Source organism: Cedecea sp. (assembly GCF_036500665.1).
Taxonomy (GTDB): Bacteria; Pseudomonadota; Gammaproteobacteria; order Enterobacterales; family Enterobacteriaceae; genus Cedecea.
On sequence record NZ_DASYBS010000056.1, the window covers coordinates 12,635 to 28,674 of the forward strand.

The 16,040-nt window shown below is 56.3% G+C and carries 13 protein-coding genes, 1 other RNA gene and 1 pseudogene; 10 read left to right on the forward strand and 5 right to left on the reverse strand.

Translation table 11 applies throughout. The features are described 5' to 3' along the window. Window position 1 precedes the first annotated feature (1 nt). Window positions 2-547 carry an oligoribonuclease gene (gene orn / locus VGM55_RS08690; RefSeq protein ID WP_154188990.1) on the reverse strand — a complete coding sequence of 182 codons (546 nt, stop codon included), beginning with the start codon at window positions 545-547 and terminating at the stop codon, window positions 2-4. Between the two features lie 113 nt (window positions 548-660). Between orn and rsgA the strand changes: the two genes are divergently transcribed. From rsgA to mscM, 3 genes are all read left to right on the forward strand, one after another. Further along, window positions 661-1,716 (forward strand): small ribosomal subunit biogenesis GTPase RsgA, encoded by a 1,056-nt coding sequence (rsgA, locus tag VGM55_RS08695; protein ID WP_038476238.1) that lies wholly within the window; start codon window positions 661-663, stop codon window positions 1,714-1,716. Window positions 1,717-1,794: 78 nt separating this feature from the next. Then, window positions 1,795-2,751, forward strand: a complete 957-nt coding sequence (asd, locus tag VGM55_RS08700) for an archaetidylserine decarboxylase (RefSeq protein ID WP_154188992.1) — start codon at window positions 1,795-1,797, stop codon at window positions 2,749-2,751. A gap of 148 nt (window positions 2,752-2,899) precedes the next feature. Then, window positions 2,900-6,238: a miniconductance mechanosensitive channel MscM gene (gene mscM, locus VGM55_RS08705; RefSeq protein WP_331635251.1), complete on the forward strand. Its 3,339-nt coding sequence runs from the start codon at window positions 2,900-2,902 to the stop codon at window positions 6,236-6,238. A 46-nt stretch (window positions 6,239-6,284) separates the two neighbouring features. Here the strand turns inward: mscM and VGM55_RS08710 are convergent, their stop codons facing one another. Next, window positions 6,285-7,175 (reverse strand): LysR family transcriptional regulator, encoded by an 891-nt coding sequence (locus tag VGM55_RS08710; RefSeq protein WP_038476248.1) that lies wholly within the window; start codon window positions 7,173-7,175, stop codon window positions 6,285-6,287. Window positions 7,176-7,280: 105 nt separating this feature from the next. Between VGM55_RS08710 and VGM55_RS08715 the strand changes: the two genes are divergently transcribed. Then, on the forward strand, window positions 7,281-7,982 hold the full coding sequence (locus VGM55_RS08715) for a pirin family protein (protein ID WP_154188993.1): 702 nt from the start codon (window positions 7,281-7,283) through the stop codon (window positions 7,980-7,982). Between the two features lie 41 nt (window positions 7,983-8,023). Here VGM55_RS08715 and VGM55_RS08720 read toward each other — a convergent pair. Then, window positions 8,024-9,110: pseudogene (locus tag VGM55_RS08720) on the reverse strand (AAA family ATPase). Window positions 9,111-9,388: 278 nt separating this feature from the next. On the opposite strand from VGM55_RS08720, the gene VGM55_RS08725 reads away from it, so the two are divergent. Next, window positions 9,389-10,315 (forward strand): bifunctional helix-turn-helix transcriptional regulator/GNAT family N-acetyltransferase, encoded by a 927-nt coding sequence (locus VGM55_RS08725; protein WP_331635252.1) that lies wholly within the window; start codon window positions 9,389-9,391, stop codon window positions 10,313-10,315. Between the two features lie 295 nt (window positions 10,316-10,610). Here VGM55_RS08725 and rnpB read toward each other — a convergent pair. Together rnpB and VGM55_RS08735 are read right to left on the reverse strand one after the other, a co-directional pair. Further along, an RNA gene (gene rnpB / locus VGM55_RS08730) (RNase P RNA component class A) lies at window positions 10,611-10,987 on the reverse strand. Between the two features lie 59 nt (window positions 10,988-11,046). Further along, the gene (locus VGM55_RS08735; RefSeq protein WP_154188996.1) at window positions 11,047-11,856 is read right to left on the reverse strand and encodes a DeoR family transcriptional regulator; all 810 of its coding nucleotides are present in this window, start codon (window positions 11,854-11,856) and stop codon (window positions 11,047-11,049) included. Between the two features lie 251 nt (window positions 11,857-12,107). Between VGM55_RS08735 and kbaZ the strand changes: the two genes are divergently transcribed. Genes kbaZ through agaF form a run of 5 tightly spaced genes read left to right on the forward strand, consistent with a single transcriptional unit; the run spans window position 12,108 to window position 16,006 of the window. Beyond that, window positions 12,108-13,400: a tagatose-bisphosphate aldolase subunit KbaZ gene (kbaZ, locus tag VGM55_RS08740; RefSeq protein ID WP_331635253.1), complete on the forward strand. Its 1,293-nt coding sequence runs from the start codon at window positions 12,108-12,110 to the stop codon at window positions 13,398-13,400. A 24-nt stretch (window positions 13,401-13,424) separates the two neighbouring features. Continuing rightward, a complete protein-coding gene (gene agaV, locus VGM55_RS08745; protein WP_038476271.1) occupies window positions 13,425-13,898 on the forward strand; it encodes a PTS N-acetylgalactosamine transporter subunit IIB in 474 nt (157 codons plus the stop codon). 10 nt (window positions 13,899-13,908) lie between these two features. Beyond that, complete coding sequence (gene agaW / locus VGM55_RS08750; protein ID WP_038476274.1) at window positions 13,909-14,691, forward strand: PTS N-acetylgalactosamine transporter subunit IIC; 783 nt, start codon at window positions 13,909-13,911, stop codon at window positions 14,689-14,691. Then, window positions 14,681-15,556 (forward strand): PTS N-acetylgalactosamine transporter subunit IID, encoded by an 876-nt coding sequence (gene agaE / locus VGM55_RS08755; protein WP_154188997.1) that lies wholly within the window; start codon window positions 14,681-14,683, stop codon window positions 15,554-15,556. Before agaW ends, agaE begins: the two co-directional genes overlap by 11 nt. Window positions 15,557-15,571: 15 nt before the next feature. Then, window positions 15,572-16,006, forward strand: coding sequence for a PTS galactosamine/N-acetylgalactosamine transporter subunit IIA (gene agaF / locus VGM55_RS08760; RefSeq protein WP_331635254.1), 435 nt, complete (start codon window positions 15,572-15,574; stop codon window positions 16,004-16,006). The last annotated feature ends 34 nt before the right edge of the window (window positions 16,007-16,040 follow it).

Genomic DNA, 16,040 nt, shown 5'->3' on the forward strand with positions numbered 1-16,040 from the left:
TTTAAAGCTTAATAAAATTCTCGCGGTAGTAGGCAAGCTCCGCCACGGACTCGCGAATATCGTCCATTGCCTGGTGGGTCCCCTGCTTTTTAAAGCCCGGCAGAATTTCCGGCTTCCAGCGGCGCGCCAGCTCTTTCAGCGTGCTCACATCGAGGTAACGATAGTGGAAGTAGGCTTCCAGCTCGGGCATGTACTTAAACAGGAAGCGACGATCCTGCCCGATGCTGTTCCCGCAAATCGGGGAAGTGTTCGCCGGCACCCACTGCTGCAGAAACTCTAGCGTCGCCAGCTCAGCCGCACGATCGTCAGTCGTACTTGCCTTCACGCGCTCAACCAAGCCACTGGCGGTATGGGTACGAACGTTCCAGTCGTCCATCAACCCCAGTTGTTCATCGGACTGGTGTACCGCAATGGTCGGTCCTTCTGCCAGAATGTTCAGGTTGGCATCGGTCACCAGGGTAGCAATCTCAATAATGCGATCCCGCTCGGGATCCAGACCGGTCATTTCTAAATCAATCCAAATCAGATTGTTTTCGTTTCCACTCATGCTATTTTCCACCCTTCTTGTGCGTCGCCCACCCTTGACGATGGGTTAATTCGTATAAAATAGTGTGTATCATAGAGGTTTTGCCCACCAGGGGCGACCAGGAGCTAGTACGCTTGAGCAAAAATAAACTCTCCAAAGGACAACAGCGCCGCGTCAACGCAAACCACCAGCGTCGTCTGACAAAAACCGTGGAGAAAGCCGACTACGACGATGCCCAGTTTGGTGAACCGCGCGAAGGCACGGTAATCAGCCGCTTTGGCCAGCATGCAGACGTCGAGTCGCATGAAGGTACGGTGCACCGCTGCAACATTCGTCGCACCATTCGTTCGCTGGTTACCGGCGACAAGGTAGTCTGGCGCCTGGCGAAAGAGGCCGCCGAAGGCGTCTCTAAAAAAGGGATCGTGGAGGCCGTACACGAGCGCACCTCCGTACTGACCCGTCCGGACTTTTACGATGGCGTAAAACCGATTGCGGCAAACATCGACCAGATAATCATCGTTTCGGCTATCCTGCCGGAACTGTCGCTGAACATTATCGACCGTTACCTCGTAGCCTGCGAAACCCTCGACGTTGAGCCGCTGCTGGTACTGAACAAAACCGACCTGCTGGATGATGAAGGCCGCGCCTTCGTTAACGAGCAGATGGATATCTACCGCAAAATTGGCTATCGCGTGCTGATGGTCTCCAGCTATAAAGCGGAAGGGCTAAAAGATCTTGAGGCCGAGCTGGTTGGACGTATCAGCATCTTCGCCGGCCAGTCAGGCGTGGGTAAATCAAGCCTGCTGAACAACCTGCTCGGCTTCACTGAAAAACAGATCCTGGTAAACGACGTTTCCGACGTTTCCGGCCTCGGTCAGCACACCACTACCGCCTCTCGCCTTTACCACTTCCCGGGCGGCGGCGACGTAATTGACTCCCCCGGCGTGCGTGAGTTTGGTCTGTGGCACCTGGAGCCTGAACAAATCACTCACGGGTTTGTCGAATTCCATGACTATTTAGGCCGTTGTAAATATCGCGACTGCCGCCACGACAACGATCCAGGCTGTGCCCTGCGCGAAGCCGTGGAAAAAGGTGAGATAGCCGAAACGCGTTTCGAAAACTACCACCGTATTCTGGAAAGCATGGCGCAGGTAAAAACGCGTAAAAGCTTTTCTGATACTGACAACTGACAATTAAGCTGGGCATCGCTAGAATCGCCCCTTTTCTGTATCGGCCCACCTATCAGGGCATTTAGCCAGGAGGCTATTTTGTTAGACAACATTAAACTTTCGCTCCAGTACCTTCTGCCAAAACTGTGGCTGACTCGCCTGGCAGGCTGGGGCGCAAGCAAACGTGCTGGCTGGCTGACCAAGCTGGTCATCGATTTGTTCGTCAAATACTACAAAGTAGACATGAACGAGGCGCAGAAGCCGGACACCGCAGCTTACCGCACCTTCAATGACTTCTTTGTCCGCCCGCTGCGCGATGACGTTCGCCCGATGAATACCGACCCGAACGTACTGGTCATGCCTGCCGACGGCGTGATCAGCCAGTTGGGCCACATTGAAGAAGATAAAATTCTGCAGGCAAAAGGCCATAACTACAGCCTGGAAGCGCTGCTCGCCGGTAACCACCTGATGGCCGATCTGTTCCGTAACGGCAGCTTCGCCACCACCTACCTGTCACCACGCGACTATCACCGCGTACACATGCCGTGTAACGGTATCCTGCGTGAAATGATTTATGTTCCGGGGGATCTGTTCTCCGTGAACCACCTGACTGCGCAAAACGTGCCTAACCTGTTTGCCCGTAATGAACGCGTTATCTGCCTGTTCGATACCGAATTTGGCCCAATGGCGCAAATTTTGGTTGGTGCTACCATTGTTGGCAGCATTGAAACCGTATGGGCCGGGACTATTACCCCACCGCGTGAAGGCGTAATCAAACGCTGGACCTGGCCTGCCGGTGAAAGCGAAGGCGCTGTGGCACTGCTGAAGGGCCAGGAGATGGGCCGCTTCAAGCTGGGCTCCACGGTGATTAACCTGTTTGCGCCGGGCAAAGTAAACCTGGTTGAACAGCTGAAAAGCCTGTCAGCGACGAAAATCGGCGAACCGCTTGCCGTTTCCACCGAGCCGGTTATCGAACCTGAAGTCCCGGTAAGCGAAATCCCTGACGAGGTTCTGGAAATCGACGCAGACGCACCGGAAGCGCCGAAAACCGCATAATAATGTCGAAAAACAGGCGGCTGACAGCTCAGAAGCCTGAAAGACCACAGCACTTAACCACGAAAATCAACCCATTGGTTTTCAGCTGAAACGGCAAAGAGGGAAACAGCGTTTTCCCTCTTTGCCAGCAACGTTATAGGTAACTGACGTGCGCCTGATTATCACTATCCTGATGGCCTGGTGCCTCAGCCTGGGGGCGTACGCAGCCACCGCTCCCGACGCAAAACAAATCTCGCAGGAACTGGAGCAGGCTAAAGCCGCCAAAAACACGCCAAATCAGGCGGAGATTGTAGAGGCACTGCAGTCAGCGCTAAACGCATTAGACGAACGCAAAGCTTCACTCGAACGCGCCGAACAATACCAACAAGTCATTGATAACTTCCCTAAACTCTCGCAAAACCTGCGCAAGCAGTTAACCAACCTGCGCGATGAACCTGACGACGTGCCGCCGGGCATGTCCAGCGATGCGCTAAACCAGGAGATCCTGCAGGTTAGCAGCCAGCTGCTGGACAAAAGCCGTCTTGCCCAGCAGGAGCAGGAAAGAACTCGCGACATCAGCGACTCGCTAAGCCAGCTCCCGCAGCAGCAAACGGATACGCGTCGGCAACTCAACGACATCGAGCGCCGTGCGGGCTCGCAGCAAAGCGGTGGAACGCCCCTCGCCCAGGCCCAGCACTTCCTGCTGCAGGCCGAATCCGCACGTCTGAAGGCCCAGGTTGATGAACTCGAACTGGCGCAGCTTTCCGCGAACAACCGCCAGGAGCTTTCTCGCATGCGCGCCGAGCTGGCGCAAAAGCAAAGCACCCAGCTGGACGCCTATCTTCAGGCCCTGAGAAATCAGCTCAATAGCCAGCGCCAGCGTGAAGCAGAGCAGGCGCTGGAAAGCACCGAGCAGCTGGCGGAAACCAGCGCTAACCTGCCGCCGGAAATCGTCGAGCAGTTCAAAAACAACCGTGAGCTTTCTCAGGCGCTCAATCAGCAGGCCCAGCGCATGGACCTGGTGGCCTCTCAGCAACGTCAGGCCAATAACCAGACGCTGCAGGTACGCCAGGCGCTGAATACGCTGCGGGAGCAGTCCCAGTGGCTGGGCGTCTCGAACGTGCTGGGTGAAGCACTGCGCGCTCAGGTTGCCCGCCTGCCGGACATGCCAAAGCCGCAGCAGCTGGACACCGAGCTGGCTCAGCTGCGCGTAGAACGCCTGCACTATGAGGATTTGCTCAATAAACATGCCCAGCTACGCCAGGTTCGCCAGGCTGACGGCAGCCCGCTGACCGCCGAACAAAATAAGATCCTGCAGGCGCAGCTTCGCACCCAGCGTGAGCTTTTGAACTCGCTGTTGCAGGGCGGCGACACGCTTATTCTTGAGCTAACCAAGCTTAAAGTGGCGAACAGCCAGCTGGAAGACGCGCTTAAAGAAGTGAACGAAGCGACCCACCGCTACCTGTTCTGGACGTCTGACGTCAGCCCAATCGGCATCAGCTGGCCGCTGGAAATCGTGCAGGACCTGCGGCGCCTGGTGTCTCTGGACACCTTCAGCCAGCTGGGCAAAGCGGCGGTAATGATGGTCACCAGTAAAGAGACGTTGCTGCCGCTATTCGGCGCGCTGATTCTGGTCGGGTTCAGCATTAGCTCGCGCCGCCACTTCACCGCATTTCTTGAGCGCTCCAGCGCCAAGGTCGGAAAGGTGACGCTGGACCACTTCCGCCTGACCTTGCGCACGGTGTTCTGGTCGATTCTGGTCGCCTCTCCGCTCCCCGTGCTGTGGGCGACGCTGGGCTATGGTTTACAGGAAGCCTGGCCTTACCCCATCGCGGTAGCCATAGGCGACGGCGTGACCGCGACGGTGCCTCTGCTTTGGGGCGTGATGATCTGCGCCACTTTTGCGCGCCCTACCGGGCTGTTTGTCGTGCACTTCGGCTGGCCGCGCGAACGCGTAGCCCGGGCAATGCGCTATTACATTCTGAGCATCGGGCTGATTGTACCGCTGATCATGGCGCTGATTATGTTCGATAACCTCAACGACCGTGAATTCACAGGCTCGCTGGGCCGGCTATGCTTCATCATGATTTGCGGTGCGCTGGCTATCGTGACGCTTAGCCTGAAACGCGCCGGGCTGCCGCTCTACCTCGATAAGCAGGGCGACGGCGACAACATCGTGAACACCATTCTGTGGAACCTGCTGCTCTGTGCTCCGTTGATGGCTATCCTGGCGGCTATCGTCGGCTATCTGATGACGGCTCAGGCGCTGCTGGCCCGTCTTGAAACCTCCGTAGCTATCTGGTTCTTACTGCTGGTGATTTACCACATTATCCGACGCTGGATGCTGATTCAGCGTCGTCGCCTGGCGTTTGACCGTGCCAAACAGCGTCGGGCTGAAATACTTGCCCAGCGCGCCCGCGGAGAAGAAGAAACGGCGCACGCTAACAGCACTGAAGGCGCGGTAGAAACCGTAGACGAGCCGGAGGTCGATCTCGATACCATCAGCGCCCAGTCCCTGCGCCTGGTACGCTCTATTCTGACGCTGATTGCCCTGCTGTCGGTGATTTTTCTGTGGTCGGAAATCCATTCGGCGTTTGGCTTCCTCGGCAACATTACGCTGTGGGACGTGACCTCAACGGTTCAGGGAGTGGAAAGCATTGAGCCAATTACGCTCGGCGCGGTGCTGATTGCCATCCTGGTGCTGATCATTACCACACAGCTGGTGCGTAATCTGCCCGCGCTGCTGGAGCTGGCCATTCTTCAGCACCTGAACCTAACGCCCGGCACCGGGTACGCCATCACGACCATCACGAAGTATCTGCTGCTGCTGATTGGCGGGCTGGTGGGCTTCTCGATGGTGGGGATTGAGTGGTCCAAGCTGCAGTGGCTGGTTGCCGCGCTCAGCGTGGGGTTGGGCTTCGGTTTACAGCAGATCTTTGCCAACTTCGTCTCTGGTCTGATCATTCTCTTCGAGAAGCCGATACGTATCGGCGACACGGTGACCATCCGCGACCTGACCGGCACTATTACGCGAATCAACACCCGTGCGACCACCATTAGCGACTGGGACCGAAAAGAAATCATCGTGCCGAACCAGGCATTCATAACCGAGCAGTTTATCAACTGGTCGCTTTCGGACTCGGTTACGCGTGTGGTGCTCACCATTCCAGCTCCTTCAGAAGCGAATACGGAAGAGGTCACCAAAGTCCTGCTCGAAGCCGCACACCGCTGCACGCTGGTGCTGGATACACCACAACCTGAAGCCTTCCTGGTCGATCTCCAGCAGGGGATCCAGGTGTTCGAGCTGCGTATTCACGCGGCGGAAATGGGCCACCGTATGCCGCTGCGTCACGAAATCCATCAGCTGATTCTGCAAGGCTTCCGCGAGCACAACATCGAGATGCCGTTCCCACCGTTCCAGATGCGTCTGGAGAGCCTCGGCGGGCAGCGTAGTAGTAAGACGATTAAATCCGCGGGCAGAGCCGCCAGAACGCCCGGCAGCCTGTAATTTCGAGGAAGGGAAAAAAGCGCGTTGGTCATCCCAACGCGCTTTTCTATTTCAGCAGTTTAGGTAGCTCGCGCAGGCACCAGGCTTTGGCCTCGCCCATGCTGTCGCGTCGCCACGCCATAATGATATCAATCTCATTGGTGTACTCCGGGCTAACCACCCGCAGGCGGCCTTCGGCAATATCCTGCTCTACCAATGGATACGGCATCGTCGCCACGCCAAGTCCGGCCAGCAGCGCCAGCCTTTTCTCTTCGATAGAACTCACCGTCAGGCGCGGCTGTTTGTCCAGCAGTCGGACCGTTAGCACAGGCCTTTCACGAGCGGTGTCGGCTACCGCCACGCCACGGTATTTCACGCGGGTCACTTCAGACAGCGGCTCCGGTTCCTGATGAATCGGATGATCCGGGGCGGCAACATACACGCTCATCACTTTGTACAGCTTGCGGGAGTTAATTTCCGACGAGCTGCGGAAGTGCATATCCGGCGCAATGACAATATCCGCCCTTCCCTGCTCAAGCCGTTCCCAGGCCCCGGCCAGCACCTCGGTAAAAATAGACAGCTGGGTGTCAGCCTTAGCAGCCAGCTTGTCGACCAGCGGGAACAATTTTTCCGTCGGCACCAGCGCTTCGGTAACGATGGTCAGGTTTGCTTCCCAGCCTCGCGCCAGCGCTTCAGCATCGGTCGTCAGCTTATCAGCAGCCTCCAGCAGTACCCGCCCTCGCTCCAGCAGCATACGCCCCACGTTGGTGAATTTGGTGCGATGGCCCGAACGGTCAAACAGCACAACATCCAACTCTTCTTCTAATTTTTGCATGGTGTAGCTAAGCGCTGACGGCACGCGCCCCAGCTCGTCGGCAGCGGCGGCAAAACTGCCCCGCCTGTCGATTGCATCCATGACCCTTAACGCTTCCAGCGTCAACGCCCTTTCTTTCGCCATTTCGTTCTCATTCAGGAAATTTGAACATACCGAGCAGATTAACTGGCTAACAATGCAGCGTCCAGACCCTTAACATGGGTTTAGTGTAAAGAGAGGTCAAGAATTATGATTACGACAAGAACAGCCAAACAGTGTGGTAAAGCTGACTACGGATGGCTGCAGGCTCGCTACACCTTTTCTTTTGGACACTACTTCGACCCGAAACTGCTGGGCTACGCCTCCCTGCGCGTGCTCAACCAGGAAGTCCTGGCACCCGGCGCATCGTTTCAGCCGCGCGGCTACCCAAAGGTAGACATCCTCAACCTGATTCTGGAAGGGGAAGCGGAATACCGCGACAGCGAAGGCAACCATGTCCAGGCAAGCGCGGGCGAAGTTCTGCTGCTATCGACCCAGCCCGGCATCAGCTATAGCGAGCACAACATCAGCAAAGAGAAATCACTGACGCGGATGCAGCTGTGGCTGGACGCCTGTCCGGAGAGTGAAAATCCGCTGGTGCAAAAGGTCCCGCTGAAAGGAGCATCGCATCAGCTAATTGCCTCGCCGGACGGCAGCAATAACAGCCTGCAGCTGCGCCAGCAGGTATGGATCCACCATATTGAGATGGAAAAAGGCGAACAGCTAAACTTCCAGCTCCATGGCCCGCGTGCCTACCTGCAGTCGATTCACGGCACGGTTCACGCGGTGACATCGTCCGAAGAGAAGGAAGCGTTAACCTGCGGCGACGGCGCGTTTATTCGAGATGAAGCGAATATCACCCTGGTAGCCGATACGCCGCTGCGCGGCCTGCTGATCGACCTACCGGTTTAGTTTTACAACCTGCCTCTTTCGCTACGAGAGGGGCAGCATCGCTACGCAAGCTGGTTCATCGTAGTTTCCCCTTTTTCGATACCCAATTCGTACAGCGTAAACGACGTGTGTTTTTCGATAAGCGTTGCCAGTTCAGGCGAGTGGCTGGTGAGCCAAATCTGCGTGTAGCGGCTGGCTTCAGCAATCAGGCGGGCAAGCGCGGGAAGCATCTGCGGATGCAGGCTGTTTTCGGGCTCGTTGAGAGCAATAAACTGCGGAGGCCTCGGGCTGAGCAGTGCCACCGTCAGGCACAGAAAACGCAGCGTTCCATCAGAAAATTCAGCAGCCTCCAGAGGCCGGTTAATCCCCAGTCGATTCATCATCATCTGGAAGCGCCCCCCGGTGTTATCGCAGAAAAACGTACACTCCGGGAAGGCCTCATCCAGCACGGTAAACATCAGCTCGCTGTCGCCAATCTCAACGATCGTCTGAAACGCGGCGGCCAGGTTTAAACCATCGCCGGAAAGCACCGGGCTGCGGTAACCCACCTGAGGCTGCACCTTTGGAAATGTCGAACTCGTGGTAAAAGCGCCAGTTTCGCAACGTCTCCCTGGCACTTGAAACTTCCGGGTACAGATGCGGCTCGCCAAGCTGGCCAAAGAGAGACTCATTTTCATACAGCGTGGCGGCATGGGTGACCTTTTCGCCGTTGACGCTATTGAGGAACACCGTCTGATTACGGCGCTGCATTACCGATGACGATGGGCGGCGCCGGTAGCCACTGAGCCAGATTTGCTCCTCTTTGACGATAGGATCGAGGCCAAACATCGTCGGGTAGGGAAGCGGTTCGGGAAACCCAACCTGCAGCTCATATTCAAACGTTTCGGTTTCTACCGCCAGCGTCAACCTGCGCGGCGCGCTGGCGTAGCCTCGGGCTCTATCGCCGGCCCACATGGCCTTCTGGATCCCACCTTCGTCGGAAAGCCAGTGGGACAGCTGCCCGGAACCCGCCCCGTGGATCAGATGAATCGCCTTATAGATGTTCGACTTACCGCATCCGTTCGGCCCAAACACCACGTTCAGCCTTCCTAAATCAATAGAAAGCTTGCGCACCGAACGATAGTTGTCGATATACAGGGATTTGATCATGATTATTCGCCGCCGTGAAACTTGATGGCCATTATGGCAAATACATGCCGAAGCACACCAGTTTACCGCCTGTCGATTAAAGCGATCCCAGAGCGACCAGCACATAAAAGATCAACACCACGGCGATCGTACCGATCACTATCTTTCTGTCAGTAGCATCAGGTTCCCTGTTCTTCATCTCTTCTCCCTTTGTCTCTTGCCCGCCTTTGTAATTTCGGTATGATACACAAACTAGTTAACATCGTTAACCAAATACGTTCAACCTTATGTGAGTTTTCATGCAGACCAACGAAATTGAAGAATTCCGCTCCGCGCTACGGGAAATGGTGCGGGAGCTGGGGATGCTAAACCGGAAAAGCAGCGGCACCGATCTGTCGCCGTTACAAAGCCATATTCTGATCGAGCTGGATCGCGAAGCGGCCGGAGTAACCGAGCTGGCGCGCCGGCTGTGCGTTGAGAAATCCAGCATCAGCAGAACGCTTCGCGGCCTGGAAAGCGCCAATTTATTGGAAAGAACGCAGGATGAAAGCGATGGGCGAGCCACTGTGTTCAACCTGAGCCACGAGGGCGTTGCCGCGCTTAAAGATCTAACCGAACACGCTAACGACTTCACGGCCCAGGCTCTTTCTCTGGAATCAGACAGCGAAAAACAGCAGATCTATCAGTCAGTCAAATCCCTGACCCATGCGCTGGCTAATGCCCGCAGCCAGCGGGATCTTGATGTCCGGATCCGGCCAATACGCTCGGAAGACAATCACGCTATCGCCAAAGTTATCCGCCAAAGCTTCCGCGATAACAAAATCGATCATCTCGAAGGCGTAAGCCTGCACGATCCGGCGCTGAATGACTTAACGACGGCCTATCAAACAGCCGGTTCTGGCTACTGGATTGTTGAGAGCGACGGCAAAATCTTAGGCGGCGTTGGCATCGCCCCATTGCAGGGCGCGAGTGAAGAATACTGTGAATTGCAGAAACTGTATCTGGATAACAGCGTGACGGGCATGGGGTTAGGAAGACGCCTGATGGCGCTGGCGATAGCGCAGGCCGAAGCATTCGGCTATCGCTACTGCTACCTTGAAACGCTTGATGAGCTCAGTTCAGCCGTCGCGCTCTACGAAACATTCGGTTTCGAACATCTGGACGGTAGCCTCGGCAACACCGGCCACAACAGCTGCGAGATCTGCATGCTTAAAACGCTGAACTAAATGCAAAACGCCCCGCAAAGCTTTCACCTGCGGCGCGTTTCTGAATGAGTTGAAGCTGACCGATAAGCCGCTTTCTTTCCATGAATAGCGTCGTGGACAGTCATTCATCATATTGTTTCTGAATGCAAAACGCCCCGCCAGCTCTCACTGTGCGGGGCGTTTCGACATGAATGAGTTGAAGCTGACCGATAAGCCGCTTTCCTTCCATGAATAACGTCGTGGACAGTCATTCATCATATTGTTTCTGAATGCAAAACGCCCCGCAAAGCTTTCACCTGCGGGGCGTTCCTGAATGAGTTGAAGCTGACCGATAAGCCGGGTTCTGTCGTGGACAGTCATTCATCTAGGCCAGCAATCGCTCACTGGCTCAAGCAGCCTACCCGGGTTCAGTACGGGCCGTACCATGTGAACCCCTATTTGGCCTTGCTCCGGGTGGAGTTTACCGTGCCACGGACTGTTACCAGCCGCGCGGTGCGCTCTTACCGCACCCTTTCACCCTTACCTGATCCCGCTTGCGCGGGCCATCGGCGGTTTGCTCTCTGTTGCACTGGTCGTGGGTTTCCCCCCCAGGCGTTACCTGGCACCCTGCCCTATGGAGCCCGGACTTTCCTCCCCTCCGTCCGTCTCCCCCGAAGAGGACGACGACGAAGCGGCGACTGTCTGGTCAGCTTCGGCGCGCAGTATAGAGGGTTTCACCCTCCCTGTCACGCGGGCCCGCCAGAAACGAAAAGCTAGTCGCCGACAAGCACAACATCAATACCGCTTTTACGCAGCGCGCTCAGGCTTTCTGCCGGAATACCTTTATCGGTAATCACCCGGTGAATACGCTGGGTATCGATGATTTTATGCAGGCTGGAGCGGTTAAATTTGCTGGAATCCGTGACCACAATAATCCGTTCGGCGACTTCACACATTTTACGGTTAAGACGGGCCTCGTCCTCGTTATGGGTGCTCACGCCGCGCTCTGGATCGATGGCATCCACGCCGAGGAAAAGCATATCGAAATGGAAGTTTTGCAGCGACTGTTCAGCGCTATCGCCGTAAAACGACAGCGACTGACGGCGCAGGTGCCCGCCGGTCATCAGCACCTCGACGCCTTCCGCTTCCAGCAGCGCGTTGGCGACGTTAATCCCGTTGGTCATCGCAATCACGTCTTTATGCTGGCGCATAAGACGGGCGATTTCATACGTCGTGGTGCCGGAGTCCAGAATCACCTTGTCACCGGGATTAATAAGATCGGCTGCGACCCGCGCGATGCTGCGCTTCAGTGACTTATTCAGCGAGCTTTTATCCTCCACCGAAGGTTCAGCCACCGCGCTGCCGGGTTCACAAATCAGCGCCCCACCGTAGGCACGAACGGCAATGCCTTGCTTCTCCAGGAAAGCGAGATCGTTGCGAATAGTGACGGTAGAGACGCCAAAAAAAGAAGATAAATCATTGACCTGTACGCTTCCCTGCTGGCGAAGGCGCTGAATAATTTGCTCGCGTCTTTCGCTGGTACCCGGAATACGTTTGTCCGTTGCGGTATCGCTGTTGCTCATGGGGTAACCTTTCAATATATCTTTCGTTTCATTTCTATTTGCCTATTAACACCTTTCTTTTAGCAGAAAGCAACCCCCAGGAATCTGCGCTCAAACGGTGCTTTTTGTCCTCCTCCACATTTCATTATGTTTCTTTTGCGAAACAGATCTCAATTCCAGTATCTTTCTTTTTATTCTCAAACGCCATTCAGGCACGATTAAATGAAATGAATCGAAAGAAAATGTTTTAACCCATCGCCGTGGAGAGGAAAGTGAAACAGTTGACCGAATTTGTCGCTAGCCATAAACGGAACAACCAATGCGGGATCTTTGCCGTATGTTCTGCACATCCGCTGGTGCTTGAGGCGGCTATGCGCCATGCCCGTGAGGCCGGAACCAGCCTGCTTATCGAAGCTACTTCTAACCAGGTCGATCAGTACGGCGGCTATACGGGGATGACGCCGGCGGACTTCTGCGGCTTCGTCTACCAACTGGCCGAACAGCATCGTTTCCCCCACGCTAACCTGATTCTCGGCGGCGATCACCTTGGCCCAAACCGCTGGCAAACCCGGCCTGCAAAAGAGGCGATGTCTCATGCCGAAGAGCTGATTCGCAGCTATGTGGCCGCAGGTTTCAAGAAAATACACCTCGACTGCAGCATGTCCTGCGCGGGCGACCCGGTACCGCTCACTGACGATATCGTTGCCGCACGCGCGGCGAGGTTAGCTGCCATTGCCGAACAAACCTGCATCGACCACTTTGGTCAAGCCGACCTGGTATACATCATCGGCACAGAGGTGCCGGTTCCCGGCGGTGCGCACGAAACCCTTGCCGAGCTGGCCGTCACCACGCCACAGGCGGCCAATGCCACGCTGGAAGCGCATCGCAACGCCTTCTCTGGACAAGGCCTCAGCGCTATCTGGCCCCGAATTATTGGCCTTGTTGTCCAGCCGGGCGTCGAGTTTGACCACACCCAGGTGATTGACTACCAGCCGGAAAAATCTCGCGCGTTAAGCAAAATGATCGAAGCGTCACAGACCATGGTGTTTGAAGCGCACTCGACGGATTACCAGACAACGCAGGCGCTACGCCAGCTGGTAGAGGACCACTTTGCAATACTGAAAGTAGGCCCGGCGCTGACCTTCGCCCTGCGTGAAGCGCTGTTCTCGCTGTCCGCCATCGAACGAGAACTGCTTCCGGCCCACAAATGTTCCGGGCTAAGGGACGTGCTGGAAAGCGTGATGCTCGACCATCCGGAACACTGGCAGCAGCACTATCACGGCAATGGAGATGCGCTGCGTCTGGCGCGCGGCTACAGCTACTCGGATCGGGTGCGCTATTACTGGCCGGATCGCGACATCGACGACGCTTACGATGTGCTGGTCAAAAACCTGGCCCATGAACCCCTTCCGCTGCCGTTAATCAGCCAGTATCTGCCGCTTCAGTACGCCAGAGTGCGCGAAGCACAGCTGGCCGCCAGCCCTCACGAGCTGATTATCGACCATATTCAGGATGTGCTGCGTCAGTATCACGCGGCCTGTCACGGTGAGCCATCTTCTCATTAACACAATGATAATAAGGGAAATAACATGCCAAATATTGTCTTAAGCCGCATTGATGAGCGCCTTATCCACGGCCAGGTTGGCGTGCAGTGGGTCGGATTTTCCGGCGCTAACCTGGTGCTGGTCGCCAATGATGAGGTAGCGGAAGACCCTATACAGCAAAACCTGATGGAGATGGTGCTGGCGGAAGGGATCGCCGTGCGTTTCTGGCCGCTGCAAAAAGTCATCGACAACATCCACCGCGCGGCCGACCGCCAGAAGATCCTGCTGGTCTGCAAAAACCCTCAGGACTTCCTCACCCTGGTGAACGGCAGCGTGCCGGTAAAACGCATCAACGTTGGCAACATGCACTATGTCGAAGGTAAGAAGCAGGTCGCCAAAACCGTGTCGGTCGACGAACAGGACATTGCCGCCTTTTCCGGGCTGAAACAGGCCGGCGTAGAGTGTTTTGTCCAGGGCGTGCCGACGGAATCAGCTCAGGATCTTTATAAACTTCTCTGAGGTATTTGCTATGGAAATCAGCTTACTGCAAGCGATAGCGCTAGGCCTGCTGGCCTTTATTGCCGGTCTGGACATGTTCAACGGCCTGACCCATATGCACCGCCCCGTTGTCCTTGGCCCGCTGGTTGGCCTCATTCTCGGCGATCTCCACACCGGCATTCTCACCGGCGGCACGCTGGAGCTGGTGTGGATGGGGCTGGCCCCCCTCGCCGGAGCCCAGCCGCCGAACGTGATTATCGGCACCATCGTCGGCACCGCTTTCGCGATCGGCACCGGCGTGAAGCCAGAAGTTGCCGTCGGGGTCGCGGTGCCTTTCGCGGTTGCGGTACAGATGGGCATCACCTTCCTGTTCTCCGTGATGTCCGGCGTGATGGCGCGAGCCGACCGCATGGCGGCTAACGCCGATACCAGAGGCATCGAACGCATCAACTATCTGGCGATGCTCACGCTCGGTATCTTCTATTTTCTGTGCGCTTTCTTGCCGATTTACTTCGGCGCCGACCATGCCAAAACGGCCATTGATATGCTGCCCGCGCGGCTCATCGACGGGCTTGGCGTTGCCGGGGGCATCATGCCGGCTATCGGTTTTGCCGTCCTGCTGAAAATCATGATGAAAAACGTCTACATCCCCTACTTCATTATCGGCTTTGTGGGCGCGGCCTGGCTGAAGCTGCCGGTGCTGGCGATTGCTGCCGCAGCGCTGGCGCTGGCGCTGATGGATTTACTGCGCAAAGACCCGACTCCGCCGCAACCCGCCCGCGCTAAGCAAGAGGAATTCGAAGATGGCATCTGATACCCAAATCCTTTCTCAGGCCGCAGAGCCTGAAACCGTCATCACCAACGGTAACGACAATATCTATGAAGATCAGAATATTGGAGCGGAGCTAACGCGGAAAGACATTAACCGCGTAGCGTGGCGCTCAATGCTGCTGCAGGCCTCGTTTAACTACGAGCGCATGCAGGCCTGCGGCTGGCTGTATGGCCTGCTGCCCGCCCTGAAAAAGATCCACACCAACAAACGCGATCTGGCGCGGGCCATGCAGGGGCATATGGGGTTCTTCAATACCCACCCGTTCCTGGTCACCTTTGTTATCGGCATTATTCTGGCAATGGAACGCTCAAAGCAGGACGTGAACAGCATTCAGAGCACAAAAATCGCCGTTGGCGCGCCGCTTGGCGGCATCGGGGATGCAATGTTCTGGCTGACGCTGCTGCCGATATGCGGTGGCATAGGCGCCAGCCTGGCGCTGCAGGGCTCCATCCTCGGCGCTATCGTGTTTATCGTGCTGTTCAACGTGGTGCATTTGGGCCTGCGTTTTGGGCTGGCGCACTATGCTTATCGAATGGGGGTTGCGGCTATTCCGCTGATTAAGGCGAACACCCGCAAGGTAGGGCACGCCGCCTCCATCGTCGGGATGACGGTCATCGGCGCCCTCGTTGCAACCTATGTCCGGCTGTCTACCACGCTCGAAATTACCGCCGGTGATGCGGTGGTTAAGCTGCAGTCTGACGTCATCGATAAGCTGATGCCGGCGTTTCTTCCGCTGGTTTATACCCTGGCGATGTACGCCCTGGTGCGCCGCGGCTGGAGCCCTCTGCGCCTGATTTGTATTACCGTCGTTTTGGCCGTTGTTGGGAAGTTTCTTCACTTCTTGTAGTCAGGAGAAAAGCAGATGTTAAGCATCATTTTGAGCGGCCACGGAGGCTTTGCCAGCGGCCTGGAGCAGGCGATGAAACAGATCCTCGGCGAGCAGCCGCAGATTATCGCCATCGACTTCCCTGAAACCTCCTCCACGGTACGGCTTACTGAACAATTTCAAGCGGCTATAGGCCAGCTTGATGAACGCGAAGGGCTGGTCTTCCTGACGGATCTTCTGGGCGGGACGCCGTTCCGGGTCGCCTCAACGCTGGCGCTCGAGAAACCAGAACGTGAGGTAGTCACAGGCATCAACCTCCAGCTGTTGCTTGAAATGGTGCTGGAGCGAGAAGGCTTAAACAGCTGCGAGTTTCGCCAGATGGCGCTGGAGTGCGGCCATCGTGGCCTGACAAGCCTGGTCGACGAGATGGCTCGCCACCGCGCCACGGAAGCCAGTGAAGAAGGTATCTGAAGCAAATGACCGGGTAGCCCCTCTCCAGTTTCGC

Bases quoted from the DNA above. Each gene is read 5' to 3' on its own strand.
- orn (WP_154188990.1), bottom strand. From the start codon at position 547: ATGAGTGGAAACGAAAACAATCTGATTTGGATTGATTTAGAAATGACC.
- VGM55_RS08710 (WP_038476248.1), bottom strand. From the start codon at position 7,175: ATGGCGAAAGAAAGGGCGTTGACGCTGGAAGCGTTAAGGGTCATGGAT.
- VGM55_RS08715 (WP_154188993.1), top strand. From the start codon at position 7,281: ATGATTACGACAAGAACAGCCAAACAGTGTGGTAAAGCTGACTACGGA.
- VGM55_RS08725 (WP_331635252.1), top strand. From the start codon at position 9,389: ATGCAGACCAACGAAATTGAAGAATTCCGCTCCGCGCTACGGGAAATG.
- VGM55_RS08735 (WP_154188996.1), bottom strand. From the start codon at position 11,856: ATGAGCAACAGCGATACCGCAACGGACAAACGTATTCCGGGTACCAGC.
- agaV (WP_038476271.1), top strand. From the start codon at position 13,425: ATGCCAAATATTGTCTTAAGCCGCATTGATGAGCGCCTTATCCACGGC.
- agaW (WP_038476274.1), top strand. From the start codon at position 13,909: ATGGAAATCAGCTTACTGCAAGCGATAGCGCTAGGCCTGCTGGCCTTT.
- agaE (WP_154188997.1), top strand. From the start codon at position 14,681: ATGGCATCTGATACCCAAATCCTTTCTCAGGCCGCAGAGCCTGAAACC.
- agaF (WP_331635254.1), top strand. From the start codon at position 15,572: ATGTTAAGCATCATTTTGAGCGGCCACGGAGGCTTTGCCAGCGGCCTG.